30 protein-coding genes and 1 tRNA gene are annotated in these 23,317 nt (G+C 61.6%); 13 read left to right on the top strand and 18 right to left on the bottom strand.

Features of this window, described 5'->3' with window-relative positions:
* Complete coding sequence (locus BLS26_RS34600; RefSeq protein WP_092517107.1) at nt 1-1,605, bottom strand: carboxyl transferase domain-containing protein; 1,605 nt, start codon at nt 1,603-1,605, stop codon at nt 1-3.
* Nucleotides 1,606-2,036: 431 nt separating this feature from the next.
* Here BLS26_RS34600 and BLS26_RS34595 point away from each other — a divergent pair, with 431 nt between their 5' ends.
* Nucleotides 2,037-2,729, top strand: a complete 693-nt coding sequence (locus BLS26_RS34595) for a TetR/AcrR family transcriptional regulator (RefSeq protein WP_092517105.1) — start codon at nt 2,037-2,039, stop codon at nt 2,727-2,729.
* An 11-nt stretch (nt 2,730-2,740) separates the two neighbouring features.
* Entirely contained in the window at nt 2,741-3,238 is a 498-nt protein-coding gene (locus BLS26_RS34590) for an Lrp/AsnC family transcriptional regulator (protein WP_092518983.1), read from the top strand.
* 62 nt (nt 3,239-3,300) lie between these two features.
* Here BLS26_RS34590 and BLS26_RS34585 read toward each other — a convergent pair whose 3' ends face one another.
* Nucleotides 3,301-3,606: an ETC complex I subunit gene (locus BLS26_RS34585; protein WP_092517103.1), complete on the bottom strand. Its 306-nt coding sequence runs from the start codon at nt 3,604-3,606 to the stop codon at nt 3,301-3,303.
* Between the two features lie 276 nt (nt 3,607-3,882).
* On the opposite strand from BLS26_RS34585, the gene BLS26_RS34580 reads away from it, so the two are divergent.
* A complete protein-coding gene (locus BLS26_RS34580) occupies nt 3,883-5,034 on the top strand; it encodes an OpgC domain-containing protein (RefSeq protein ID WP_092517101.1) in 1,152 nt (383 codons plus the stop codon).
* A gap of 15 nt (nt 5,035-5,049) precedes the next feature.
* On the opposite strand, the gene BLS26_RS34575 is transcribed toward BLS26_RS34580, so the two are convergent.
* A complete protein-coding gene (locus BLS26_RS34575) occupies nt 5,050-6,870 on the bottom strand; it encodes a carbamoyltransferase C-terminal domain-containing protein (RefSeq protein ID WP_092517099.1) in 1,821 nt (606 codons plus the stop codon).
* Between the two features lie 349 nt (nt 6,871-7,219).
* Between BLS26_RS34575 and BLS26_RS34570 the strand changes: the two genes are divergently transcribed.
* The gene (locus BLS26_RS34570) at nt 7,220-7,501 is read left to right on the top strand and encodes a hypothetical protein (RefSeq protein WP_092517097.1); all 282 of its coding nucleotides are present in this window, start codon (nt 7,220-7,222) and stop codon (nt 7,499-7,501) included.
* A gap of 139 nt (nt 7,502-7,640) precedes the next feature.
* Here BLS26_RS34570 and BLS26_RS34565 read toward each other — a convergent pair whose 3' ends face one another.
* From BLS26_RS34565 to BLS26_RS34555, 3 genes are all read right to left on the bottom strand, one after another.
* Nucleotides 7,641-8,741 (bottom strand): amidohydrolase family protein, encoded by a 1,101-nt coding sequence (locus BLS26_RS34565; RefSeq protein WP_092517095.1) that lies wholly within the window; start codon nt 8,739-8,741, stop codon nt 7,641-7,643.
* 41 nt (nt 8,742-8,782) lie between these two features.
* On the bottom strand, nt 8,783-9,559 hold the full coding sequence (locus BLS26_RS34560; protein WP_092517093.1) for a cyclase family protein: 777 nt from the start codon (nt 9,557-9,559) through the stop codon (nt 8,783-8,785).
* A 457-nt stretch (nt 9,560-10,016) separates the two neighbouring features.
* On the bottom strand, nt 10,017-11,006 hold the full coding sequence (locus BLS26_RS34555; RefSeq protein ID WP_092517091.1) for a fumarylacetoacetate hydrolase family protein: 990 nt from the start codon (nt 11,004-11,006) through the stop codon (nt 10,017-10,019).
* 119 nt (nt 11,007-11,125) lie between these two features.
* On the opposite strand from BLS26_RS34555, the gene BLS26_RS34550 reads away from it, so the two are divergent.
* Genes BLS26_RS34550 through BLS26_RS34530 form a run of 5 tightly spaced genes read left to right on the top strand, consistent with a single transcriptional unit; the run spans nt 11,126 to nt 15,073 of the window.
* Complete coding sequence (locus BLS26_RS34550; RefSeq protein ID WP_092518973.1) at nt 11,126-12,016, top strand: ABC transporter substrate-binding protein; 891 nt, start codon at nt 11,126-11,128, stop codon at nt 12,014-12,016.
* A gap of 10 nt (nt 12,017-12,026) precedes the next feature.
* On the top strand, nt 12,027-12,725 hold the full coding sequence (locus BLS26_RS34545) for a GntR family transcriptional regulator (RefSeq protein ID WP_092517089.1): 699 nt from the start codon (nt 12,027-12,029) through the stop codon (nt 12,723-12,725).
* A 34-nt stretch (nt 12,726-12,759) separates the two neighbouring features.
* Nucleotides 12,760-13,548 (top strand): ABC transporter ATP-binding protein, encoded by a 789-nt coding sequence (locus tag BLS26_RS34540; RefSeq protein WP_092518971.1) that lies wholly within the window; start codon nt 12,760-12,762, stop codon nt 13,546-13,548.
* Nucleotides 13,545-14,309 (top strand): ABC transporter permease, encoded by a 765-nt coding sequence (locus BLS26_RS34535; RefSeq protein WP_092517087.1) that lies wholly within the window; start codon nt 13,545-13,547, stop codon nt 14,307-14,309. The genes BLS26_RS34540 and BLS26_RS34535 overlap by 4 nt, the downstream gene beginning before the upstream one ends.
* Nucleotides 14,306-15,073 carry an ABC transporter permease gene (locus BLS26_RS34530; RefSeq protein WP_092517085.1) on the top strand — a complete coding sequence of 256 codons (768 nt, stop codon included), beginning with the start codon at nt 14,306-14,308 and terminating at the stop codon, nt 15,071-15,073. The genes BLS26_RS34535 and BLS26_RS34530 overlap by 4 nt, the downstream gene beginning before the upstream one ends.
* A 4-nt stretch (nt 15,074-15,077) precedes the next feature.
* Here BLS26_RS34530 and BLS26_RS34525 read toward each other — a convergent pair whose 3' ends face one another.
* From BLS26_RS34525 to BLS26_RS34515, 3 genes are all read right to left on the bottom strand, one after another.
* Entirely contained in the window at nt 15,078-15,320 is a 243-nt protein-coding gene (locus tag BLS26_RS34525) for a hypothetical protein (protein ID WP_157676676.1), read from the bottom strand.
* Between the two features lie 161 nt (nt 15,321-15,481).
* The gene (locus BLS26_RS34520) at nt 15,482-15,697 is read right to left on the bottom strand and encodes a hypothetical protein (protein ID WP_092517081.1); all 216 of its coding nucleotides are present in this window, start codon (nt 15,695-15,697) and stop codon (nt 15,482-15,484) included.
* A gap of 166 nt (nt 15,698-15,863) precedes the next feature.
* Nucleotides 15,864-16,211, bottom strand: a complete 348-nt coding sequence (locus BLS26_RS34515) for a hypothetical protein (protein ID WP_092517079.1) — start codon at nt 16,209-16,211, stop codon at nt 15,864-15,866.
* Between the two features lie 701 nt (nt 16,212-16,912).
* On the opposite strand from BLS26_RS34515, the gene BLS26_RS34500 reads away from it, so the two are divergent.
* Nucleotides 16,913-17,098 carry a hypothetical protein gene (locus BLS26_RS34500; RefSeq protein ID WP_092517073.1) on the top strand — a complete coding sequence of 62 codons (186 nt, stop codon included), beginning with the start codon at nt 16,913-16,915 and terminating at the stop codon, nt 17,096-17,098.
* A 155-nt stretch (nt 17,099-17,253) separates the two neighbouring features.
* Here the strand turns inward: BLS26_RS34500 and BLS26_RS34495 are convergent.
* The 5 genes from BLS26_RS34495 to BLS26_RS34475 form a co-directional block, all read right to left on the bottom strand.
* Nucleotides 17,254-17,330 (bottom strand) — tRNA-Pro (locus BLS26_RS34495).
* A 64-nt stretch (nt 17,331-17,394) separates the two neighbouring features.
* Nucleotides 17,395-17,841, bottom strand: a complete 447-nt coding sequence (locus tag BLS26_RS34490) for a DUF192 domain-containing protein (protein ID WP_092518969.1) — start codon at nt 17,839-17,841, stop codon at nt 17,395-17,397.
* Between the two features lie 234 nt (nt 17,842-18,075).
* Nucleotides 18,076-18,738, bottom strand: a complete 663-nt coding sequence (locus tag BLS26_RS34485; protein WP_092517071.1) for a cold-shock protein — start codon at nt 18,736-18,738, stop codon at nt 18,076-18,078.
* 205 nt (nt 18,739-18,943) lie between these two features.
* A complete protein-coding gene (locus BLS26_RS34480; RefSeq protein ID WP_172804757.1) occupies nt 18,944-19,702 on the bottom strand; it encodes a Sir2 family NAD-dependent protein deacetylase in 759 nt (252 codons plus the stop codon).
* A gap of 201 nt (nt 19,703-19,903) precedes the next feature.
* On the bottom strand, nt 19,904-20,155 hold the full coding sequence (locus BLS26_RS34475) for a hypothetical protein (RefSeq protein WP_092517067.1): 252 nt from the start codon (nt 20,153-20,155) through the stop codon (nt 19,904-19,906).
* Between the two features lie 184 nt (nt 20,156-20,339).
* Between BLS26_RS34475 and BLS26_RS36440 the strand changes: the two genes are divergently transcribed.
* Nucleotides 20,340-20,507 (top strand): hypothetical protein, encoded by a 168-nt coding sequence (locus BLS26_RS36440; protein WP_172804756.1) that lies wholly within the window; start codon nt 20,340-20,342, stop codon nt 20,505-20,507.
* A gap of 53 nt (nt 20,508-20,560) precedes the next feature.
* Here BLS26_RS36440 and BLS26_RS34470 read toward each other — a convergent pair whose 3' ends face one another.
* From BLS26_RS34470 to BLS26_RS34455, 4 genes are all read right to left on the bottom strand, one after another.
* Nucleotides 20,561-20,845, bottom strand: a complete 285-nt coding sequence (locus tag BLS26_RS34470) for a hypothetical protein (RefSeq protein WP_092517055.1) — start codon at nt 20,843-20,845, stop codon at nt 20,561-20,563.
* Between the two features lie 452 nt (nt 20,846-21,297).
* Nucleotides 21,298-21,483 (bottom strand): hypothetical protein, encoded by a 186-nt coding sequence (locus BLS26_RS34465; protein ID WP_092517053.1) that lies wholly within the window; start codon nt 21,481-21,483, stop codon nt 21,298-21,300.
* 234 nt (nt 21,484-21,717) lie between these two features.
* On the bottom strand, nt 21,718-22,065 hold the full coding sequence (locus BLS26_RS34460; RefSeq protein WP_092517051.1) for a GrlR family regulatory protein: 348 nt from the start codon (nt 22,063-22,065) through the stop codon (nt 21,718-21,720).
* A 187-nt stretch (nt 22,066-22,252) separates the two neighbouring features.
* Entirely contained in the window at nt 22,253-22,495 is a 243-nt protein-coding gene (locus tag BLS26_RS34455) for a DUF2171 domain-containing protein (RefSeq protein ID WP_172804755.1), read from the bottom strand.
* 175 nt (nt 22,496-22,670) lie between these two features.
* Here BLS26_RS34455 and BLS26_RS36165 point away from each other — a divergent pair, with 175 nt between their 5' ends.
* Both BLS26_RS36165 and BLS26_RS34450 read left to right on the top strand, forming a co-directional pair.
* Nucleotides 22,671-22,817: a hypothetical protein gene (locus BLS26_RS36165; protein ID WP_157676675.1), complete on the top strand. Its 147-nt coding sequence runs from the start codon at nt 22,671-22,673 to the stop codon at nt 22,815-22,817.
* Between the two features lie 180 nt (nt 22,818-22,997).
* A complete protein-coding gene (locus BLS26_RS34450; protein ID WP_092517049.1) occupies nt 22,998-23,192 on the top strand; it encodes a hypothetical protein in 195 nt (64 codons plus the stop codon).
* Nucleotides 23,193-23,317 lie beyond the last annotated feature (125 nt).

Raw genomic sequence — 23,317 nt, 5'->3', positions numbered from 1 at the left:
TCACATCCTGAACAGGCCGAACTTCGTCGGCTCGATCGGCGCATTGGCCGATGCGGATAATCCGAGGCCGAGCACCAGCCGCGTATCGGCGGGATCGATCACACCGTCGTCCCACAGCCGCGCGGTGGCGTAATAGGGGCTGCCCTGGCTTTCATATTGGGCGCGGATGGGCGCACGAAACTTCTCGTCCTCTTCGGCCGACCAGGTATCTCCCTTGGCCTCGATACCATCGCGCCGCACCTGGGCCAGCACCATCGACGCCTGCTCGCCGCCCATCACCGAGATGCGCGCATTCGGCCACATCCAGAGGAAGCGCGGGCTGTAGGCGCGGCCGCTCATGCCGTAATTGCCGGCACCGTAGGAGCCGCCGATCACGACGGTGAATTTCGGCACGCCGGCGGTCGCCACCGCCGTCACCAGCTTGGCGCCGTCGCGGGCGATGCCGCCGGCCTCGTATTTCTTGCCGACCATGAAGCCGGTGATGTTCTGCAGGAACACCAGCGGGATATTGCGTTGGCAGCACAGTTCGATGAAGTGCGCGCCCTTCAGCGAACTCTCGCTGAACAGGATGCCGTTATTGGCGATGATGCCGACCGGATAGCCCCAGATATGGGCGAAGCCGCAGATCAGCGTGGTGCCGTACAGTTTCTTGAACTCGTCGAATTCCGAGCCGTCGACCAGGCGCGCAATGATGTCGTGGACGTCGAACGGCTTGCGGCCGTCGGCGGAAACCACGCCGTAGATTTCCTCGGCCGGAAACAGCGGCTCCCGCGGCTCGCGCATGTTCAGCACGGCCCGCGTCGGCGGTTTCAGCGTGGCGACGATGCGCCGGGCAATCCCGATCGCGTGGGCGTCGTTCTGCGCGTAATGGTCGGTGACACCGGATTGCCGGGAATGCACGTCGGCGCCGCCAAGTTCCTCAGCCGTGACGACCTCGCCGGTCGCGGCCTTCACCAGCGGCGGTCCGCCGAGGAAGATCGTGCCCTGATTGCGCACGATGATGCTCTCGTCGGACATCGCGGGTACATAGGCGCCACCTGCGGTGCAGGAGCCCATCACAATGGCGATCTGCGGAATGCCCTGCGAGGACATCTGCGCCTGGTTGTAGAAGATGCGGCCGAAATGCCGCTCGTCCGGAAAGATCTCGTCCTGCATCGGCAGGAAGGCGCCGCCGGAATCGACCATGTAAACGCAGGGCAGATTGTTCTGCCGTGCGATATCCTGCGCGCGCAGATGCTTCTTCACCGTCATCGGGTAGTAGGTTCCACCCTTGATGGTGGCGTCGTTGGCAACGATGACGCATTCGCGCCCCGAGATGCGCCCCACCCCGGTGATGACGCTGGCGGAATGGACGTCGCCGCCATAGAGGCCGTGGGCGGCGAGCGGCGACAATTCAAGAAAGGCGGTGCCCGGATCGATCAGCAGGTCGACGCGTTCGCGCGCCAGCATCTTGCCGCGCGAGGTATGCCGCGCCCGCGACACCTTGCCGCCGCCGCCGGCCACCACCTTGAGCTTTTCTCTGAGGTCGGCGACGAGGCCGCGCATGACATCGGCATTGCGGGCAAACTCTGATGATGTGGGGTCGATCGTGGAATGAAGCGGCATGGTCGGCGTCTTCTTTGAATGCTGGCGAGCCCTGAGATTGCTTCAAGACGACAGGCGCAGAGCCTCTCGCGAGGATGCGAACCGGCTGTACCATCTTTGCAGCAACGTGTCCCGGCGGTGGGAGTTATCGGCTCATTCTGAAGGGCGAGTTCGGGTCCGGCAATACCGGCACCCGGCGGTGAGGACTGCTGGCGTTCTCATGGATGCCTCCCTTTCAGCCTGCGCGGGTCATTGGATTCAACACGTCGACAGGCTTCAATGAATTAAACGATCATACGTTTTTTTAACTGGATCGCAAGCGACTTGAACGGATCGTCAAATACTGCATGCAGACCATTGAAATTACTGTAATTTCGGTGTAATAAACGGACGACCGTTTGCCTGTTTCATCGAACAGCAATATCAAGCAGACGCTGCCTTCCAGAGGACGCATGGCACGCACGATCGGCTCATCCGGACCGAAGACGATGGAGGCGATCCGCAAGGCGGGACTGCGCCTGATCTTTGAACATGGCTATTCGGCGATGAGCCTGCGGCAGCTCGCCGCCGCGGTCGGGATCCAGGCCGGATCGCTCTACAATCATATCAGCACCAAGCAGGAACTGCTGTTCGACCTCGTGCAGGACCACATCAACGAGTTGCTTCGTCAGCTCGATCTTGCGCTGGAGGGAAAACAGCGGCCGGCCGAAAAACTCTCGGCCTTCGTCGCGTTTCACGTCACCTACCACATGACCAAGAAGCGCGAGGTCTTCATTGCCAATTCCGAACTGCGAAGCCTCGAGCCGAAGAACTACGACGCGATCGTGAAGTTGCGCGGCGCCTACGAGCGTCGGCTGGCGGAGATTCTCGCGGAGGGCGTCTCGCAAGGCGTATTCGAGGTCGTCGATATCCAGGTGGCGACGTTTGCGATCCTGGCGCTTCTGACCGGCATCTGCACATGGTATCGGCCGGGCGGACGACTGACCCGCGAGGCCATCGTCGCTGCCCACGAGAAGCTGGTTCTGTCGAGCGTTACCCCCGGGGGGACGACGAGTTCCGCTCGAACGGGTCCGGCGCGAACAACTCCGGTTCGAAAGAAAAGCGGGCCTTCCCGAAACGTTGCGCCCAGCCAACCGCGCGATTGATCGAGGCCCACATGACAGAACAGACTGAGCTCGACGATATCGACCGGCGGATATTGTCCGAACTGCAGAACGACGGGCGCATCCGCAACAACGAGCTGGCGGACAGGGTCGGGCTCTCGCCTCCTGCCTCGAGGCGGCGGGTGCGTGCCTTGCGCGAGCGCGGCGTAGTCAAAACGATCCGCGCCACGCTGGATGAAAAGCAGCTCGGTTACGAGGTGACGTCCTTTGTGACGATCCAGCTACAGAGCCAGTCCCAGGCTACGGTGCAGGCGTTCCAAAGCGCGATTGCGGAGATTCCGCTGGTCCAGCAGTGCTGGAGCCTCTCCGGTGAAGCGGATTTCTTGTTGAAATGCGTCGCGTTCAGCGTCGAGGGCATGCACCAGCAATTGCTGCAGTTTGCGGCGATGCCCAGCGTCCGCAATATCAGGAGCTTGCCGGTGCTCGGCGTCGCCAAGGACGCGCCGTTGCCGATACCGGATTTTCCGGCGGCATCCACCCCCGTGGAATAGTGCCCGGCCCTGGTGGGTCGGGCCTGGTGGGTCCGACTTAATGAAACCTAATGGATCCAAACCTAATGGGTCCAAGGCTCGCCGCGGCGGAACGAGAAATTGTCGGAATAGGCGACCTGGCGCTGGATCGAATCCTTGGGCTCGATCACCTGGTAGGCGATGCCCTTGCGCTCGCAATAGGCCACCGCGTCTTCCCTGGTGTCGAAGTGCAATGTGAGCTGCTGTTTCATGTCGCCGGACGAGGTCCAGCCCATCAGGGGTTCGATCGCCCGGGGCTGCTCGGGCTCGTAATCGAGCTGCCACTCCCTGGTTTTGGCCCTCCCCGATTGCATCGCGTTTTTGGCGGGCTTAAAAATGCGTGCGGTCATGGATGGTAGGACCCCAAGGAGATGTGTAACGACATATGCGACACGGAAGCGTTTGGTGGAAACATCAGGGATAGTATAGAAACACCTTTCAGGGACTTGATCGGTGATTCCGTAACCCCGAATGTAGCAGTTCTGCACTGGTATAGTCATTATGCTGCACTGTGACAATCTTGGGCCGCAAGACCCTGAGCCACAAGAAGACCCTGAGCCACAAGGCGACCGAAGCCTTATCCAGCGGCTAAATCCTCTCGAAAGCATCATTTCGAAACGGCCCCTATGAAAATCAACGCCACCCTGCCCGAAAAAGGACGCGACCTCCGGCTCGACCTGTTTCGCGGGGTTGCGAACTGGGCGATTTTTCTGGATCACATCCCCGACAATGTCGTGAACTGGATCACGACCCGCAATTACGGTTTCAGCGACGCCGCTGACCTGTTCGTTTTCATCTCCGGCTATACCGCCTCCTTTGTTTATGCCCGGATGATGCTCGACCGCGGCTTCATTGTCGGCGCCACCCGGCTGACCAAGCGCGTCTGGCAGCTCTATGTCGCCCACATCATCCTGTTCGTGATCTATATCGCCTCGATCAGCTATCTGGCGCTGCGGTTCGGCGATTCCGAGCTGGTCAATGAGTTCAACGTCGTAGGACTGGTCGATAACGCGACCGAAACGCTGCGGCAAGGACTGTTCCTGAAGTTCAAGCCGGTCAATCTCGACGTGCTGCCGCTCTACATCGTGCTGATGGGACTGTTTCCGCCGGTGCTGTGGATGATGCTGCGCCAGCCCAACTGGACCATGGTGGCCTCGATCGCGCTGTGGCTGGTGTCGCGGCAGACCGGCTGGAACCTGTCGGCCTACCCGGCGGGCACCTGGTACTTCAATCCGTTCTGCTGGCAGGTGCTGTTCGTGTTCGGCTCATGGTGCGCGCTTGGCGGCGCCCGGAAGTCGATGACGGTGATCAATCACCCGGTCACGCTCTGGGTGTGTATCGGCTACCTGATCCTGGGCCTGGTCATGACCATGGCCGGCAAGTTTCCGGACTCGTTCGGCGCCTTGTTCCCGCACTGGCTGTATTCGACGTTCAACCCGAACGACAAGACCAACCTGGCGCCCTACCGTTTCATCCATTTCGTCGTCATCGTGATCATGGTGATCCGTTTCGTGCCCAAGGACTGGCCGGGCCTGGAGTGGAAGATGTTCGACCCGCTGATCGTCTGCGGTCAGCAGTCGCTCGCCGTGTTCTGCGTCGGCGTATTCCTGTCGTTCGTCGGCCACTTCGAGCTGTCGATGAGTTCGGGCTCGCTGTTCGCGCAGATCTTCGTCAGCGTCACCGGCATCGCCATCATGACGATCGTCGCCTACTACATTTCCTGGTCCAAGCGGCAGGACAAGCCGCTGCCGAAACCGCCGGTACCGAAGCCCGCCTGAGGCGGGCTGTCGGCTTCAACCCCTGCCCGCTCCCGGCGGCTGGGTCTGCGCCACCAGGGTTGCGACGTCGCTGAACGTATTGATGACGGGCGCCACCACCTTATGCATCGCCGACTTCGACACGATCGTGTCGTGCAGGATCAGGTTGTCGATCCCGGTGTTGAGGAAGCAGGCCACGGCATCCTCGGGCGTTTCCACGATCGGCTCACCCTTGATGTTGAATGAGGTGTTGATCAGCACGGGAACGCCGGTCAGCGCCTCGAACTCCTTGAGCAGACGATAGAGCATCGGATTGGTCGCCTCGCGCACGGTCTGCACCCGCGCGGTGCCGTCGACATGCACGATCGCCGGAATCTTGTCGCGCCATTCGGGGCGAACCGGTTTGGCGATCAGCATGAACGGCGAGTCCTCCTCGCCCTCGAAGACTTCCTTCATCCGCTCGGCCAGCACGATCGGCGCGAACGGCCGGAATGCCTGCCGGTGCTTGACGCGGCTGTTGAGGATGTCCTTCATCTCGGGCTTGCGCGGATCGGCCAGCAGGCTGCGGTTGCCGAGTGCGCGCGGCCCGAACTCCGAGCGGTCCTGGAACCAGCCGATCACCCGCTGGTCGGCGAGCAGTTTTGCGGTATCGCGGCAGACATTGTCGCTGCGCCTGGCATCGACCTGGATCCGCACCAGGAACTTTTGCAGTGCGCTGGCGGCCTCCTGTTCGCTGTAGGGCTTGCCGACATAGGAATGGTTCATGACGAAGCTGCGCCGCTGCTTCAGGATTTTGAGCCAGCCGTAATAGGCGCAGCCGATCGCGATGCCGTCATCGCCCGCCGCCGGCTGGATCCAGACATTGTCGAACCCGGCTTCGCGGGCGACCCGGCCGTTGGCGACGCAATTGAGCGCGACGCCGCCGGCCATGCACAGGTTCTTGGCGCCGGTGGTCTCGCGCAGCCAGCGCGCGCGGGCGAGCAGCACGTTTTCGGTATCGTCCTGCACCCGCCAGGCCAGATCTTCCCAGTGCCGCATCGAGGGGCTTTTCTCCCAGTTGCTGCCGTCGAAGATATGCGGTTGCTTGAAATCGTCGGTCCAGCGCGGCACCTGCAGCTTGCCGTCGATCATCTCCATCAGATGCTTGACCTGGTCGTGACGGCCATAGGGCGCGAGCCCCATCAGTTCGCCGCACTTGTTCCAGTCGCCGAAGATGTAGGTCGAGGCCCGGCTGTACAGCGCGCCGAGACCCGGCATGGTATAGAATTCATCGCTCAGAAAACCGCGGTCCGGCTCCATCCAGACCTTCTTCAGGCATTCGAGCTCGGTCCCCTTGAACTTGTAGTAGCTCTCGGATTCGCGCGCGAGCGGCGTCGCCGTGTCACCGGCCGGATAGGCTTCCATGACGTCGGACTGGTAGCTGCCGACGCCGTCGACGATCATGACGACGCCTTCGTCGAACGGCGACACCGCAAACGCGCTGTAGGCGTGCGCCAGATGGTGAGAGATCGTGACCACCCTGTCCTGCCCCGACCGGTACAGCGGATGCTTCGCCGCCTCGCCGCGCTCGAACTCGGGGAGAAAGCCCGGCGCATCGAAATAGACCAGCCGCTCCTCCATTTCCGGGACCGGCAGGATGTAGCAATTGCGCACGATCAGATCGACGTCATCGAGCGTGATGCCTTCGGCCTGCAGGCAATAATCGATCACCTCCTTGTAGAATCCACTCGCATGCTTGACTCGATTGATCCGCTCCTTGGCGATCGCGAACGCGATGGCGCCGTCGCGCAACAGGCAGGCGCTTACATCATGGTCATAGGTGTTCAGGCCGAGAACGTAGGTGTGTTGTTTGGGCATGGGGACTCGTTAAGGCGGGGATCGTGGTGTGCTGAGGGCCGGGAATCGTGTCGACATCAAGAAGCTGGCATGACCTCGCCGGATTTTTCCACCGCCTCAGAATTCTGCAGCGCACAATCAGCGACGTTCAGAAAAGCGACGTTCAGAAAGATGAACGGCAAAATCCGTAAATTCGCCGCAACCAGACTGTAACTTGACCTTATATTCCCTTCTCAATAAAGTCCCTAAAGCCCGCAAGAACCTTAGTAAAAATATTATGTTAGCGCATCTGAACCAAACGCTTTCTGAGGCGTCTAAGTGAGATAGTGCCGAAGTCCAAATGTTTTGGAAGTGACCGGGAGATCCTCGAATGGTTAAACGCTACAATATCCTGACGCGCTGCCTCGCGTTGGTGGCTCTGTTCTTCGTCTATGTCGTCGGCACGTCCGCGATTCTGGTCGGTGCGACCACATCGTCGGCACAAGCCTGGGTCGCCCGCGGTGGCGGCAGAGGCTGGGGCGGAGGACGCGGCTACTATCGCGGCGGTGGCCGAGGTTGGGGACGCGGTTATGGCTATTACGGCGGCCCGGTCGTGGTTGCCCCCGGCCCGCGTTGCTGGTGGAATGGCTACGCTCGCGTCTGCCGTTGGTAGTTTAGGCTCGATCGTCTAAGCGCGATCGCTGAAAGTTTAAGGCGTGCCGGGCCACCGGCACGCCTTTTTATTTGGGCGGATGCTCTCTTCGAACAGATCCGGATTTCCCCCCGCAACAACCGCGCTGTAGGCCATCCGACTAGCTTGCCAGCCGCGGGATCAGCTTGAGCGCATTGCCGCGTTCGATCGACGCGATTTGTTCGTCGGTGAATACATCAGCCTCGCGCAATCCCTTCACGTGATCGATGCCGTTGCGATACGGAAAATCGGTGCCGAACACGATCTGCGATGGCGGAATGATCGCGGCCAAGGCCGACATCGCGCTTTTGTTCGAGGTCTGGGCGGTGTCGTAGTAGAAGCGCCTGAGCTCGGCCAGCGTGCCGTCCGGCACGGTTGGTTTCGTCTTCGGCTCCAGCAGGGGATTACGGACAAAGCGCTCGATCAGGAACGGCATGGTTCCGCCGGCATGCGAGAAGATCCAGCGGATGTCGCGAAACTTCTGCGCGTTGCCCGAAAAGACGATGTCGGCGATGGTCCGCGTCGTGTCGGTGCCGAACTCGATCATGACAGGCTGCTGCGTGGACACGAGATTGACGCAGCAATTGGCCGCGGTCGGATGGGTGTAGACCAGCGCCTTGCGGCGATTGAGTTCTTCCATCACCGGCAGGAACAGGGGATCGCCGAGCCATTTGTCGTTGTAGCTCGTCATCAACGCGATGCCGTCGGCCTTCAGCGTATCGAGCGCGTGTTCGATTTCGCGCAAACTGCCTTCGGCATCCCGGAGCGGCAGCATCGCAAAATTGCCGAACCGCCCGGGATAATCCGCGACCAGTTTGGCGGCATATTCATTGGACTCTCGGCACAGCCGCCGCGCCACGTCTGTTTTCACCGGGTTGATGCCGGGGGTGGTAACCGACAGCATCGCGGTGGCGGTGCCGGCCTTGTCCATGTCATCGAGCGATTTCTCGATGGTCCAGCTCCGCATCAGGCCTTCGCCGAACCCGAGGTCCTTTGACGCCGTGATGTAACTCGGCGGCGACAGATGATGATGGACGTCGATGCGAAACGGCTTTGCCTCCGGCGTGGCCTGCGCCACGGCGCGACCGCCACCCGTGGCCGTCGCCAGCGCCAGCGCGCCGGCACCGAGCATGAAGCCGCGCCGCGACGGCGCGGAAGATGACGGAATGTCCTGATCGCAGCAGAAACATCCCCGCAGCGCGGGCGCACGCATTTCCGTCATGCCGTTCTCTCCCTGATTTTGTTTTTGTTTATGTGCAGGCCCTAGCCGTCGAGAATCGCCACCGCCCGGGTCCAGCCCGCCGAGGCGCGCTCGATCTTCACCGGGAAGCACGACACCGTAAACCCGGTCGACGGCAGCTGCTCGAGATTGTGCAGCTTTTCGATGTGACAGTAGCCGATATGACGGCCGGCCTTGTGGCCTTCCCAGATCAGGCTGGCGTCATGGGTCTCGGCGTATTTCTTCGCGGTGTAGACGAACGGTGCGTCCCAGCTCCAGCCGTCGATGCCGGTCAGCCGCACGCCGCGCTCCAAAAGGTACATCGTCGCCTCGTAGCCCATGCCGCAGCCCGAGGTGACGTAGTCCTGCCTTCCGTATTTGACGCCAGCAGAGGTGTTGACCACCACGATTTCCAGCGGCGACAGCGTGTGCCCGATGCGCTTGAGTTCGGCTTCGACGTCCTTGGCGGTGGCGACATAGCCGTCCGGAAAATGCCGGAAGTCGAGTTTGACGCCGGGCTGCAGGCACCACTCCAGCGGCACTTCGTCGATGGTCCAGGAACGCTCGCCGCGGTTCATGGTGGGATGGAAGTGCCAGGGCGCATCCAGATGCGTGCCGTTATGGGTGGAGAGCTGCACCTGTTCGACCGCCCAGCCCTGCCCGTCAGGCAGATCCTCGGCTTTCAGTCCGTCGAAGAACTGCAGCATTCGCGGCAGGCCCTGCTGGTGATCGATGTACTGGATGGTCGGGTGTCCGCCCGGCGGATCGGCGGGCACGTCGTTTTGCAGGGGAACGGAGATGTCGATCAACTTGCGCGCCATGGCGTTTTCCTCGTTTCGTCTTGTTTTGATTGCCTGCCCTCGCGGGCGAAGATTTTAGCTCAGCTCACTCCCTGCGCTCGGTGCGTCATGTGCGTAAAAACGCTGGGAAAGGTTTGCCGCGCGAGTCGGAAAACTTCGACTCCGTCATGGTAAATAGACTCTTTCACTTTCATCAACATCTTGATTTCGAACTAGAATAAAATTGGCACGCAGGATGCAAATACCTTGTCGTGACCGTGCGGTCACGATGTTGCAACCTGTCACTTGGGACCACTGCCATGTTTATCAGCCTCCTAGAAGAGGTGGCTTCGTTTGCCGCTATCTTTCTGTTCGTCACGGCGCTCGCTTTTTTGTCGAACATTCTTTCGACGATCTAGCGTGACCGCGGCGCTCCGGGCGGTTCGGGGGGCTGAAAGCAACCCGGACGCCCGCGAAGAGATCGCTCGCATCCAATGCCCTAAGCCTGTTGCCGCTCGACCCGGTTCTTCAAAATTCCGATCTTCTCGACTTCAAGCTCGATGCTGTCGCCATCTTCAAGGTACCAGCCGAGTTCCAGTCCGCAACCGTTGCCGACGGTGCCCGAGCCGATGAACTCGCCGGGCATCAAGGTCTCGTCCTTGGTGACGTGGGCGATGATTTCCTCGAACGGGAACAGCATGCCGTCGGATACGCCTTGCGAGCGCATCTTGCCGTTCACCCGGACCTCCATCTTCAGTTTGTAGGGGTCGCCGATCTCGTCTGGCGTGACGATCCAGGGCCCCATCACATTGCCGCCGTCAAAGCTCTTGCCCTTGGCGGGGCCGAGCCGGCCTTCCATCTCGATCCTCTGGGCATCGCGGGCCGAGAAATCGTTGAAGATGGTATAGCCGAAGATGTGGTCTTTGGCCTTGGCGGCCGTGATATTGGCGCCCTTGTTCTTGGTAATGACGCCGTATTCGCATTCGTAATCCATCACCTGGCTGTAGCGCGGCCACTTGACGGTCGTATCGGTGCCGCGGACGCTGAAGCGGTTGGTGATGTAGTAGATCGGTTGCTTGCGATAGATCTCCGGCAATTCGCCGAGCGGTTCGGCGTTAAGCCGCGCCAGTTCCGCCATATCGTTGTTGGCGCGCGCCGCAAGCTTCAACTGCCCCCGCGGGGCCTGCAGGATATGCAACGGGAACGACATGCCGTCCCGCATCTGCCGCGGCTCAGGGATCGGCGCGAGGATGTCGGCGCCATCAACAGACACCGACAGGGACTCGTCTTTGCCGTGCTTGTCGAACACCTTCGCGGCCTGTTCGAGCGCGGCGTCGCCGGCATCGATCAGGGCCAGCATCGAAGCGAAGGCCGGATTGGCGCCGCTATCGCGGCTGGCGGCGGCGGCAAGATCGAACAGGCGACCATCGCCGGAATGCACGATGGCGACCTTGTCCTGACTGCCGGATTTGAATGTTGCGAGTTTCATCTGATCACCCCTTGCTTTCGGATGAGATATATGATCAAAGAAAATATCGATAATCAAGCATTAAAAATGTAAACGGGGAAACCGCAGTGAAAAAGATCATCGCGACGTTTGCCATCAGCATGGCGCTGACGGGCGCTGCCCTGGCGCAAGCCAAGATCCAGGTCGGCTGCACCGCGACGTCGGATTGCGCCTCCGCCATGGTCGCGGTCGACGAAGGCATCTTCAAGAAACACGGGCTCGAGGTTGAGATGACGCCGATCGGCATCAACTCGAACATTCCGGCGGCAATCCTGTCGAACTCGATCCAGATCGGCGGGCCGACCTCGACCGTATTCCTGCAGGCCGTCGACGGCGGGCTGGACCTCGTCGGCATCGCCGGCGCCTCGGTGATGAATCCGGTGTCGAACGGCAACATCACTGCCTTCGTCCGCAACGGCATCACCATCAAGGAGCCAAAGGATTTCGTCGGCAAGAAGGTCGGTGCGCCCGGCCTCAATGCCTTCCTGCATGTGCTGTTCGTGAAATGGCTGGTCGAAAAGGGCGTTGATCCCAGGAGCGTCAATTTCGTCGAGGTCACCTTCCCGACCATGTCCGACATCATCAAGTCCGGCGGCGTCGATGCGGTGCTGACGGCCGAACCGTTCGTGACGCGCATGACCAATGCGGGCCTAGGCTCGGTCGGCGCGCGCTACGCGGTCGAACTGGCGCGGACCGATCCGATCATCTTCTATGCGGCCTCGCGCGAATGGGCCGACAAGAACGCGGGGGCGATCAAGAAATTCCGCGACGCGATCGCCGAATCTGCCGAAATCGTCAACAACGATCGCGAAAAGGCCTCCGCCTCGATTTCCAAGTTCACCAAGCAGGCGATCGAGCTGGTCAAGGCGACGCCGCCGAACCGTTCCGAACCGGCGCTGAAGCCCGAGCAGCTCGGATGGTGGATCGAGGTGATGTCGTCGCAGAAGATGTTGCAATCCAAACTCGAACCCAACAAGCTTGTCCTGAAATGAGGGTCTGGCAATGCCGGCTGACGAGCGCACTGCGAGCCGACCGGTGATCGAAGCCGCGACCTTGAGCGAGCGCGCCGCAACGCTGGTCGAGCAGGACATTCTCGCCGGCTTGCTCGCGCCGGGATCCCGGCTCGGCATCGTCGATCTGGTGCAGCGCTACGAGATCGGCGCGACGCCGCTGCGCGAGGGCCTGTCTCGGCTGATGTCGCGTGGGCTGATCATCGGCACCGGACAGCGCGGCTTTCGCGTCGCCGATATCAGCCGCGAGGACCTGCTCGACATTACCCTGATGCGCACCGCGATCGAGATCGAGGCGATCCGGCTCGCGATCAATAACGGTGACGATGCCTGGGAAGCCGGCATCGTCAGCGCGCTGCACCAGATGCGCCGCCACATCGAGCGGACCGGCGACGAATTCCGCGAGGGCGCGGAGGATTTCGACCGCCTGCACAAGGGCTTTCACACGGCGTTGCTGGCCGCCTGCGGCTCCAAACGCCTGCTGGCCGCTCATTCCGATCTCTACGACCAGGCCTATCGCTACCGCCGCGTGATGATGCGCTCGTTCGACAGCGGCAAGAAATTCGTCCGCGCCCACCAGTTGCTCGCCGACCGCGTCATCGGACGTGACGTTCCGGGCTCGCAGGCGATGCTGTCAGCACATCTGCGTTCGACCATGGACATCGTTTATCCCAGCGGCAACGGGAGCTGACGTCATGAAAGCCCAAACCATGGCGAACGCCCAGATGCGGCTCGATCCCGTCCCCGGCGCTCCCGCGCCGCAGATCGCGTTTACCGATGCGACGCTCGAGCTTGGCGGCAAGACCATCATCGAGAATCTGAGCCTCGGCGTCCAACCCGGCGAATTCCTTTGCATTGTCGGCGCGTCGGGCTGCGGCAAGACCACGGCGCTGCGGCTGGCGGCGGGGCTCTATCAGCCGACAAGCGGCAAGGTGACGTTCGACGGCCAGCCGATGCGCGAGCCACGCCGCGAGATCGCGATCGTGTTTCAGGACTACGGCAAGGCGCTGCTGCCGTGGCGCACCGCCGCCGGCAACGTCTCGCTGGCGTTGGAGGCCGCAGGCATGCCCGCCGCCGAGCGCCCTGCCCGGATCGAGGAATTGCTGCGCACCGTCGGCCTGCCCGGCCACGCCGGCAAATATCCGGCCGAGATGTCCGGCGGCATGCAGCAGCGCCTGCAGATCGCCCGCTGCCTGGCGCAGGAACCGAAGACGCTTTTGATGGACGAGCCGTTCGGCGCGCTGGATGCGATGACGCGGCAGGGATTGCAGGACGAAGTGCTGTCGCTGGTGGCGGCGAGCGGCGCCACCGTCATCTTCGTGACCCATGACCTCGACGAGGCGATCTACCTCGGCGACCGCGTCATCGGCCTGTTGCCGCATCCCGGCCGGATCGGCATCGAACTGCCGGTCAACCTGCCGCGCCCGCGCGACCAGTTGTCGACCCGCGAGCATCCGGAATTTTTGCGGCTGCGGCGGCAATTGTTCGACTTCATCAAGGCAACCGAACAGTGAGCCGAGACTCGGCAAAGGCGCTGGTGCTGCCGGTCGCGGTGCTGGTGGCGTTCGAGGTCTGGGCGCGCGCCACACATCTGCAAAGCGACAGCCTCGCCCCGCCAAGCCAGATCATGCTGGCGCTCGCCGAGGCCTTTGCCGATTTCTCAATCCTGACCGCCACGCGCGACACGTTGTTTGCAGCCTTCGCAGGCCTTGCGATCGGCAGCATCATCGGTCTGGCGCTCGGGATCGCCTTCGGGCTTTCCAACACGCTCAACCGCCTGATGGAAGTGACGGTCGAGGCGATCCGGCCGATCCCCTCCATTGCCCTGCTGCCGATCGCGCTGATCGCGCTCGGCTTCGGCTACCGCATGGAAATCGTCATCGTTGCCTTTGCCTGCGTCTGGCCGATCCTGATCCTGAGCCGCGCCGCCGTGTGCAGCATCGAGCCGCGGCTGATGGAGGTTGCGCGTGCGCTGCGACTGCCGCCGGCGCAGCGGGTCTGGAAGATCATCATCCCCGCCGCCCTGCCGCGCATCTTCGTGGCGTTCCGGCTGGCGGCCGGCATCGCGCTGATCGTTGCCGTCACCGTCGAAATCGCGATCAATCCGATCGGCCTCGGCGCCGGCATCATGCTGGCGCAGCAGGCGCTGCGCGCCGACCTGATGCTGGCCTATCTGGTCTGGATCGGCGCGATCGGCTACGCGCTCAATATCCTGCTGGTGGTGGCGCAGCGCCGCCTGTTCGGCCGTGCCGCGTTGAGCGGAGACAGCGCATGAAATCGACCGCTCTTCTCTGGCGCCTGGCGAGTTTTGCGGTGGCCGCCGGCTTCATTGCGCTCTGGCAACTGATCGCCAGCCTGAAACTGGTGTCGCCGGTATTCCTGCCCGGGCCCGACCGCGCCTGGGCCTCGCTGGTACGCGGATTGTCGACCGGAGACCTCGCAACCAAGCTCGCGGGCACGATCGAACACATGGCCTATGGCTGGCTCGCCGCGTCCATTGCCGGCATCGCTCTCGGCGCCCTGATCGGATCGTCGCCGAAGATGCGGACCTATGTGGCGCCGTCGCTGGAGTTTTTACGGCCGCTGCCGGTCTCGGCGATCATCCCGGTTGCGATCGCGATGCTCGGGCTGACCCAGGCGATGGCGCTGTTCGTGATTTCGTTCGGCGCGATCTGGCCGATCATGCTGGCGACCATTCATGGCTTCGCCGCGGTGGAACCGCGCCTCTACGAAGTCGCGCGGTCGCTGCAGATGTCAAAGCTCGCGGTGATCTTCAAGATCGCGTTGCCCTCGGCGAGCCCAGACATTCTCGCCGGCATGCGCCTCAGCCTGACAGTGGCGCTGATCCTGGCCGTGGTCTGCGAAATCCTGGCCGGCCTCGACGGGCTCGGCCACTGGGTGCTGCTCTCGGCGCGGGCCTTTCGCTCCGCCGACCTGTTCGCCGGCGTTATCCTGCTCGGCGTCACCGGTTACGTCACGTCGGTGGCGATGTCGTTCGCGGAGCACCGGCTGTTGGCGTGGCAGTCCTCTCAGCGCTGAAGACTCAGGGCTGCGAAGCGCTTTCCGGCACGGTCGAGGGGTCGACGTCCACGCCCAGCCGCTCCGGCACGCGTTGCAGCCACGCAAGCCGCCGCTTGCCCACACCCGCAAGATCGCCGCGCACCAGTCCGATCGAGCGGCCGAGCGCACCGAGGCTGAAGGTCATGAGCACCTCGTGATGCCGCATGCCCTTGCCGCCCTTGACCAGCCCGAGATCGCGGATGATGCAATACGTCCCGCTGCTCATGCGGGAAAGTTTTGCATCCTTGAAATGATTGCGCACGCGCGACAACATCCGCGCAGCATGCACCGCCCGACGATTCCGTCAATCTTGACGGACGGCGAATCGACCCAACCGAAATGTGGCGCCGCGATCTGCGCGATCAATCGCGTCGCGACTGCTGCCGGCTAGGCGACGAGCCTGATATGCGTGGGCCTACGACCGGGCTGAATGGACGCGCGCTCCATCACCGCGCGGCGCTCGTCGAGGCGCGTGTCGGAGACGCACTCGCTCTCCGCGAAGCATTGAAGGATCTGAATCCGGATTTCCTCAGCGAGCGGGCCTTCGACCCGGCGCATCCGATTCCAGAGCCGAACGATTTCCCGTTGTTTTTCGACGTCCATTGGCCACCTCCGAGAGAATGACCAATGAGAACATATCAAGAACAAATTTGCAAGCCGATTTGCGTGCGCTGTCCAGAGGCCGTGTAACGCAGACGTCGGACCAACGGCACGGCCGCATATGTCTCGCCGTTGACTTCGGTCTGAACCGTGCCGACGAGAGCGTCGGTCAATTACGTTGCCCGGCTTCATCGATGAAGTCTTGTAGCTCTTCAGAAAATCGAACCGTCTGCTTTTTGTCCAGCGCAAGCGACGCGGCAGGTTGAAAGGGGTGCGAGGCCACAACGGAAAACCCGCCCTTATTCGGAAAAAATTTCGCTTTCCACGGCGCAATGGTCCCGCACACGTCGGCTGCGGGCGGAAAGCCACTCTCCAGCAAACTGGCAATCTGAATTTTGAACTCAATAGCATCGTCGAAAGATAGCGGGATCTTTTGGCCGCCGACTTCCAGCGTAATACGACAATCACGTTGAAGCTTTTCGAGTTTGGTGACCCAGCTATACAGCTCTTCCTTCATGACAGGCTATGAGCAGCAGCAAGAGCGGGCCGAACATCAAATTGAAGTTGGTCCGCATCGGGGCTCGACGCCGCGGCAAAGGCGATGACTGCGGTATTGTATCCCTTCGTGGGGATATAGCGTTCTGCCATGATGATGGGTGCCAGCTGTCTCTCGGCGCTCAAGGCGCGCACTTGACTCGCAGGTTGGGTGAATCGTGTCAAATCGAGCCGGCCTCGCTCGCGGCGCGCAAGCATACCCGCCAACGTGAGTTTTTCATTTATCGAGGAAGTGCGTACCTGACGGTCATGCCCGCCTGATTATTCGCGGCAACCAGCACCACGTCGCCAATGCCCATTTCAGACCGCATGGCCAAACGGCAGGTCATCAACCCATCATTCGGATTTGGCAAGTTCCCGACGGAGGCGTGGAGATCGCTCACGTTAATGAGGACGTGGTTAGCACCCCGCAACGATGCCCTACCCAGTTGGGCCTGCAGCTCTCGCCGGAAGTGGTCATGCATCAGCATGGCGGCGGTCTAGCACGCTTCTGAGGCCGCCTTTGAACCTTTGGCCTTAACCTTCCGACATACTTAAGCTGGTGGATTATGAGGGACCAGTGATTAGCGCAACGTCGCCGAGCATCATTCAGCTCTGGCGGCGTTGTTGTTGGTACCGAGGAAGTCCTGTTCTCTTTTCATGCAATTGCCTGCATAGTGGCACATGGCAAAAGCAAAAGTGACCTTTAAGACCCTCCGGATCGCAGACGATAACTGGACTATCCAGGCGGACTATCCGGAAACCGAACAACGCGAAATTGTAGGCCTGACCAGCAAGGCGGATGCGGACGACTGGATGAACGGAAACCGCAAGGTCGCTTGGCTCCGCTCACAGGGCTACGCCAAATGACCCGATAGCTTCCAGCGGCTGGTCCTTCGGCTTTGCCGATGCTGGCACCGTCCCACCCGGTCTGGGTTAAACCCCCGTCCTGATACTGCCCCGGCCTGCCCAGGCGCGGCCATCGGCCGGTCGTCAAATTTAAGTAGACAATACAATAGGTTGATTGGTCGGGGCAGCTGGATTCGAACCAACGACCTGCAGTACCCAAAACTGCCGCGCTACCAGGCTGCGCTATACCCCGATCTGTTGGGAAATGCGTCGATACACGCATAAACCGCCGCCAGCAAGGCGCCGGACGGTTTCGCTCAGTGCTTGGCAAACAGCGGGTGCGCCACCCGGTCGCCGGGCTGGATGCCGTATTTCTGCGCCGTGCCCGCGATCACCTCCAGCACGCCCTTGGCAAGCCCGCCGGACGAGATGATCGCGGTCGAGAGCGGTTCGGTATTCTCGGCAATCCGCAGGATCCGGCCGTCGGCGCGGATGAAAATCATGTCGAGCGAGATGTAGGTGTTCTTCATCCACATCGAGACCTGCTGCTCCGGCGAAAAGTCGAACAGCATGCCTTTACCGTCGGCCAGTTCCTTGCGGTACATCAGCCCGGTGGTCTTCTCCTCCTCGGTTGTCGCCATCTCGACCGAGAACACCTGCACGCCCGACTTGGTGACGATCTCGAGCGGCGCAAAGCTCGCCGCCTGCGCCACGGGACTGGTGCAAAGGACGGCGGCCACACCGATCGCCGCGAGCAGTGACATGATCGGCCGGCTGCGGCCGAACGCGTTGACGATAGAAGCGAATTTCATGGAGCACTCACGCCGGACGTTGAACATTTCCGGCAGACCCTAACCTGATGACGGCCAAAAACGCCAGAGGCCGCTGGGAACACCCGCGGCCTCCAACTCACGATCTCGTCAGGTGATGGACGGTCAGAGCGTTTTCCAGCGAAGTGGAAACCGGTTCGCGTCAAGAAAACGCGTCAAAACAAAAAGCTAATGCGACGACAGCGCCGACGGCCCGGTCTCGGGATGGATCTCGGCCGCCATCATGCCCTTGGACCCCGGCCCGAACCGCACCAGCACATACTGGCCCGGACGCAGCTCGGTCATGCCGAAGCGGCGCAGCGTCTCCATATGCACGAAGATGTCGGGCGTGCCCTCGCCGCAGGTGAGGAAGCCAAACCCGCGCAGCCGGTTGAACCACTTGACCTGCGCCCGCTCGAGGCCGCTGGTCGGGGTGACACTGACATGGGTCCGTGGCGGCAGCATCTGTGCCGGATGGATCGCGGTGGACTCATCCATCGAAACGATCCGGAACGCCTGATAGCCCTTCTGGCGCTGCACGCATTCGACCACCAGCCGCGCACCTTCATAGGCGGTCTGAAAGCCATCGCGCCTCAGCACGGTGACGTGCAGAAGCACGTCGGGCCAACCGTTGTCGGGCACGATGAAGCCGTAGCCCTTCGAGGCATCGAACCATTTGATGACGCCCGAGATTTCGACAAGGTTGGCTGCCGCATCGCCAAGCCCGGACAATGCGTCCAAGGCCGCGTCGCGCTCCGCGCTGGCAGAGTATTCAACTGGTCCAAGCCTTTGCCCTGTCCCGCCTGACGGCGGCCCCCCGAGCTTCTTGGACTCAAATCCGTCCGACCCCATGACCCCGGACCCCACACATTAAAAAAAAATACGGTTCGCCACCGCCGTGACGGAACCGGAACACGCGCCCATCCATGACCACTCATGACAACGCCGCGCGAATCTCTTGACTCAAAAGATAACACTCCCGCTTGCGGCGCATAGCTAAAAAACAAATCAGACGGGAACTATGAACAGGCTTGCACAGCCACGAATCAATTTCAGATCAATTGCCCACGAACGGTCCGAGCGTCTCCCCGATGTCGTAGCGGATCACCAGATCGGCGACATCGTCCTGTTCGGTCGGCTCATTGTTGATGATGACGAGCTTCGCACCGCAGTTTTTGGCCATCAGCGGAAAGCCCGCGGCGGGCCACACCACCAGCGACGATCCGATTGCCAGGAACAGGTCGCATTGCTGCGCGAGTTCCGTGGCGCGACGCATCTGGTCTTCCGGCATCGCTTGTCCGAACGAGATGGTCGCGGTCTTCACCGGCTCATCACACACCGTGCAGTCCGGCGCGCCGTTCTCATCGAAGCGCGCCTTAACCCAAGCAAGATCATAGGCATGACCGCAACCGATGCAGCGGGCATAGGTGGTGTTGCCATGCAATTCGACCACGTCGCCAGCCTTGAAGCCTGACATCTGATGCAGGTTGTCAATGTTCTGGGTGATGATCGCGGGAATCTTGCCGGCCTTGTAGAGCGACGCCAGCGCGCGATGACCGCGGCCGGGCCGCGCTGCCGCAAAGGTCGGCTCCATCGCAAAGCGACGTCGCCATGACTCGTCGCGCGCATCCGGGCTCGAGACGAATTCGTCGAACGCGATCGGGCGGTTACGGGTCCACAGCCCGCCCGGCGAGCGGAAATCGGGAATGCCGCATTCGGTCGAGATGCCGGCGCCGGTGAACGGAACGATCGAGGACGCCTCGGCAATCATGTTGCCGAGCGTTTCGACGCCGTTGCGCAGATCCGGAGCGATCACTGGGATACCCGCCCTTGCAAGATAGCGTTTTCAAGCGACGTGCGGTGCGGTTCGCTTGAAGAAAACGATCAAAGGCAAAAGATAGAGCCTTCGGTTCTGGTTTACCAGAACAGAAGGCTGGGCCGACGATAGCATGGCCGTTTGGATCGGACGCAACGGCCCGTCGGCGCCGAATGTCGACGCATTATCAAGCCGATCCGATCACGCGGCCGCTAATGCCGCCTTGGCGACCGGCTCCTTCGGCTCGCGCGCTTCTTCCGTCTTCTTGACCTTGGCGACGGGCGCGGCGGCTTCCGACTTCTTCACCGGCTTGCCGTACTGGGCGAGCTTTTCCAGCTCGGCTTCGAGTTCGGCGCGGCGCGCGGCGACCTTCTCGAATAGTTTGTCGGTGGCGTGCTCTCGCAAGCCAGCGAGTTCTTCGATGCTCAGTGAATCCAGATCGATCTTTGCCATTGGAACCTCCCGTTTCAAGTTCGCTACCGGGAAGGCATGCCTGCGACAAGAATGCCGCTGGCCTTATCCACCGGCTTCGTTGTGCAAAGCTGCGCGATCACAATCCCGCAACGCCGTTTCCCAATTCGCGCCCCATTCGCGACCGCCAATGACTGGGGACACGAATCAAGAAACGGGATGGGCGATGACGGAACAGGAAGAACGGCTGGCGCGTGAGCGCGCGGAAATTGCGGCGCGCGTGGCAAGCTTCAAGGAAACCCAACAGAAATTCGAACGGGAGCGCGAGGAATATTACGCGACGACCCTGGGCAAGGCGTGGAGCGGCTTCAACCGTCCCTCGTTCTGGACCTGAGCAGGCTCGCATCGCGACAAAAAAGCCCGGAGCAAAGCTCCGGGCCTTTCACGTCACCAGTGGCGATAGTAGTAGCGGTGCCGGTAATACGGCCCGCCGTAGTAGGCATAGGGTCCGGGTCCATAGTAGGCCGGCCCGTAATAGCGGGGACCGTAATAACCATAGCCGGGCCCATATCCGTAATACGGACCGTAGGCGCCGGCGACCCCGGCGGCGATCGCGCCCGCAGCCAGACCGAACGCGAGGCCCGGGCCGATACCGCGCGCCTGTGCCGGCGCAGCGATGGTGGTGGCGCCCACCGTGGCGACCACAGCCAGGATGGCAAGTGCCCTTTTCATTTGCACCTCCTTGCATTGTCGTGGGGAGATAACGCTGGCGCTTTGCGTTAGTTGCAGGGCGCGCCCCGCAGATAGAGGGAACCGGCGGCGGACCACGGGCAAAAAAATCTTGAAACAGCGGGGAACGCAACCGCAGGTCCTGCGTTCTCTTCTCAAGTGCAGCAACCTTGCGAGAGGTGAAAGCATGAAAGACCCCGTCGGATATCTTCGGATTCCGGCGGGGTTTTCATGCGCGATTGGCGCGCGAAAGTTCCGGGCCGATCTTGTTGCGCGAGCCGCCACCGCAGCGCGGAACGAACGGCGGCCTTAGGGATTCTCTTCCCGGGAGATCGCTGATGCCGCCATGGATGGAAATTCTGCTCAACCTGATCGGCTATGGCGGGTTCATCGCCATCGCGAAATATCACAAGCCTTCAGGTCAAAACGCGAGGGAGCGCTAGGCGCGTCGGGCTTCAGTTCGCCCGGTGCGGCTCACCGGCGGTGCGCACCAGCCGGTCGGCCTTGACCAGCACATGCCCGTTATCCGGCTGCGGCCGCAGCGAAAAGCTGATGACGACGAAGGTCAGGCAAAACAGCACGCCAACCACCATCACGCGGCGGTGGGTCGGTTGATCGGCATTGTGGAACGAAGGGACCATGGCTGTTTTCCTCAAGCCATCCCTACGCCAAACGCCAACACGCACAACGCGAATTGGGTCTTAACCTAACTGAATAGGGTTATCCGAAACCTTGAGCGGAAGCGTTAGCTCTCCACAGCCGCGCTTCACTTATCCGCAGCAAATCCACAGCGTGTACATCGCAAATTCCCTCGCCGTCCCCAACGCTTGCTGCGCAGCGATCCACAGTATCCACAGGCACTGCGCCTGCCCGCTTCAGGCATCCGCAAGCCGCTTCAAGGTGGCGTGGAAACTGAGGCTGCGTTGGCCTACCAGAACCGTGCCGAATGCCTCCGCCGCGTCGTCGGTAAAGGTCCCGGAAAATCCGCTGGCGACCGCCTCGCCGGCAAACAGCGGACGAACGAACGGGTCGGCAAAACTCGTATGCTGATCGGTGCTCAACTGGCCCTTCCAGGTGCCGTTACCGACCGTGTAGGAGCCGATCGACCAGAAGTGCGGCCCGCCGCCGAGCAGCACGCCGTCGCGCAGGATCAGGACGCCGCTGTCGCGGCCCTTCACCCCGTCGAGCATATGCATGTGGATCGAATAGAGCCCGTTCTTCATCGCTTAACGTTTCCTCGGCCAAGCCCGAGTTTAGCGCAATGCAACGGGCCAGATCGATGGAATTGCTGATGTGACGCGCGACGCGGTTTGCCGCATCCTGGGCTGATACGGCAAGCCAGACTCCTTTTGTTCCTGGGGAACGAACAGGGGGTGCGTTTTCCGTCCCCCATATGCACTTAACAAGGCGTTACGCTTCCTGCTCCATCGTAACGGCAACGTCGGCGTTGGCCGAAAGCCGAACCTTGTTGCCCTCGATGTCGGCGACCAGGCTGCCGTCGATGAAATGATGATGGCCCTTGTGATGGCCTTCCCCGCTGTCCTTTTTGGTCAGCTTGATCCGGCCGCCCTCGACCTTGTCCACGGTGCCGACCGGCACGCCATCGGCCCCGATCACCTGCATATGCTCCTTGACGCCGCTGATGCCTGCCATTTGCTGTTCCTTTGCTGCTGGGAACACTTAACGCGCTGGATCGCCAAGAGTTCATCGCCAAGAGCTCATCGCCGAGGGTTCAGGGCCCGATCCACCCCGAACACGAATTCGAGACCAGCTCAGCCGGTTCGAACCTTTTGGGGGCGGTCGGTACATATCTCTGAAAGGTGCTGCCATGACCCAAGCCGATCACTACCGCGACCAGTCCAACCGGGCCAAACGCCTCGCAAAAGCCGTCAAGGATCCCGAAGCTTCCCAGAAGCTCAACGAGATGGCCGAGGAATTCCGCCTCTACGCCGAGCGTCTGGAACAGACACACTGACGCTTCACACCGCGCCTCGCGCGGACGACTGGCACGCGTGCCCTTCCGGTGCCGCCAGCTTCGGAGCGGGCGTTTTAAGCTTCCGTTTACCGCGTGTTATTGAAACGGCCCGCCGTTAACCCAACCTCTTTACAAAGCGTAAATGGCCGCCTGACAGATTTTCGTCAGGAGGTTACTCCCATGGTCATTTATCCCGTACCTGTTGAAGTGACACAGGCAAGAATTCAGCTCCTGGTCGACCAGACCGCCAAGGCGCCGCCAAGAACCATCAACGACGATCTGAACGCGGTCTACCAAGCCAAGGCGGTCGCCGAGGAAGCGGCGCTGCAGGAAGCCAGGACCGAAGAAACGTCCATGGTGGACGTCAAGGTCTAGCGACCAAAAGCCCAAACGAGAGCGCGACACCGGAGCGAAGACGATCGCTAGCCCGATCGTTCGCACGCGCCATTGAGGTGATTTGCGTCACGCACGCCGGCCGGGACCGCTGCTAGCGTCGTCCC

Origin of the sequence: Afipia sp. GAS231 (assembly GCF_900103365.1) — a bacterium.
Lineage (GTDB): Bacteria > Pseudomonadota > Alphaproteobacteria > Rhizobiales > Xanthobacteraceae > Bradyrhizobium.
The sequence above is the reverse complement of the archived record's forward strand: the minus strand, read 5'-3'. Positions and strand labels throughout refer to the sequence as shown.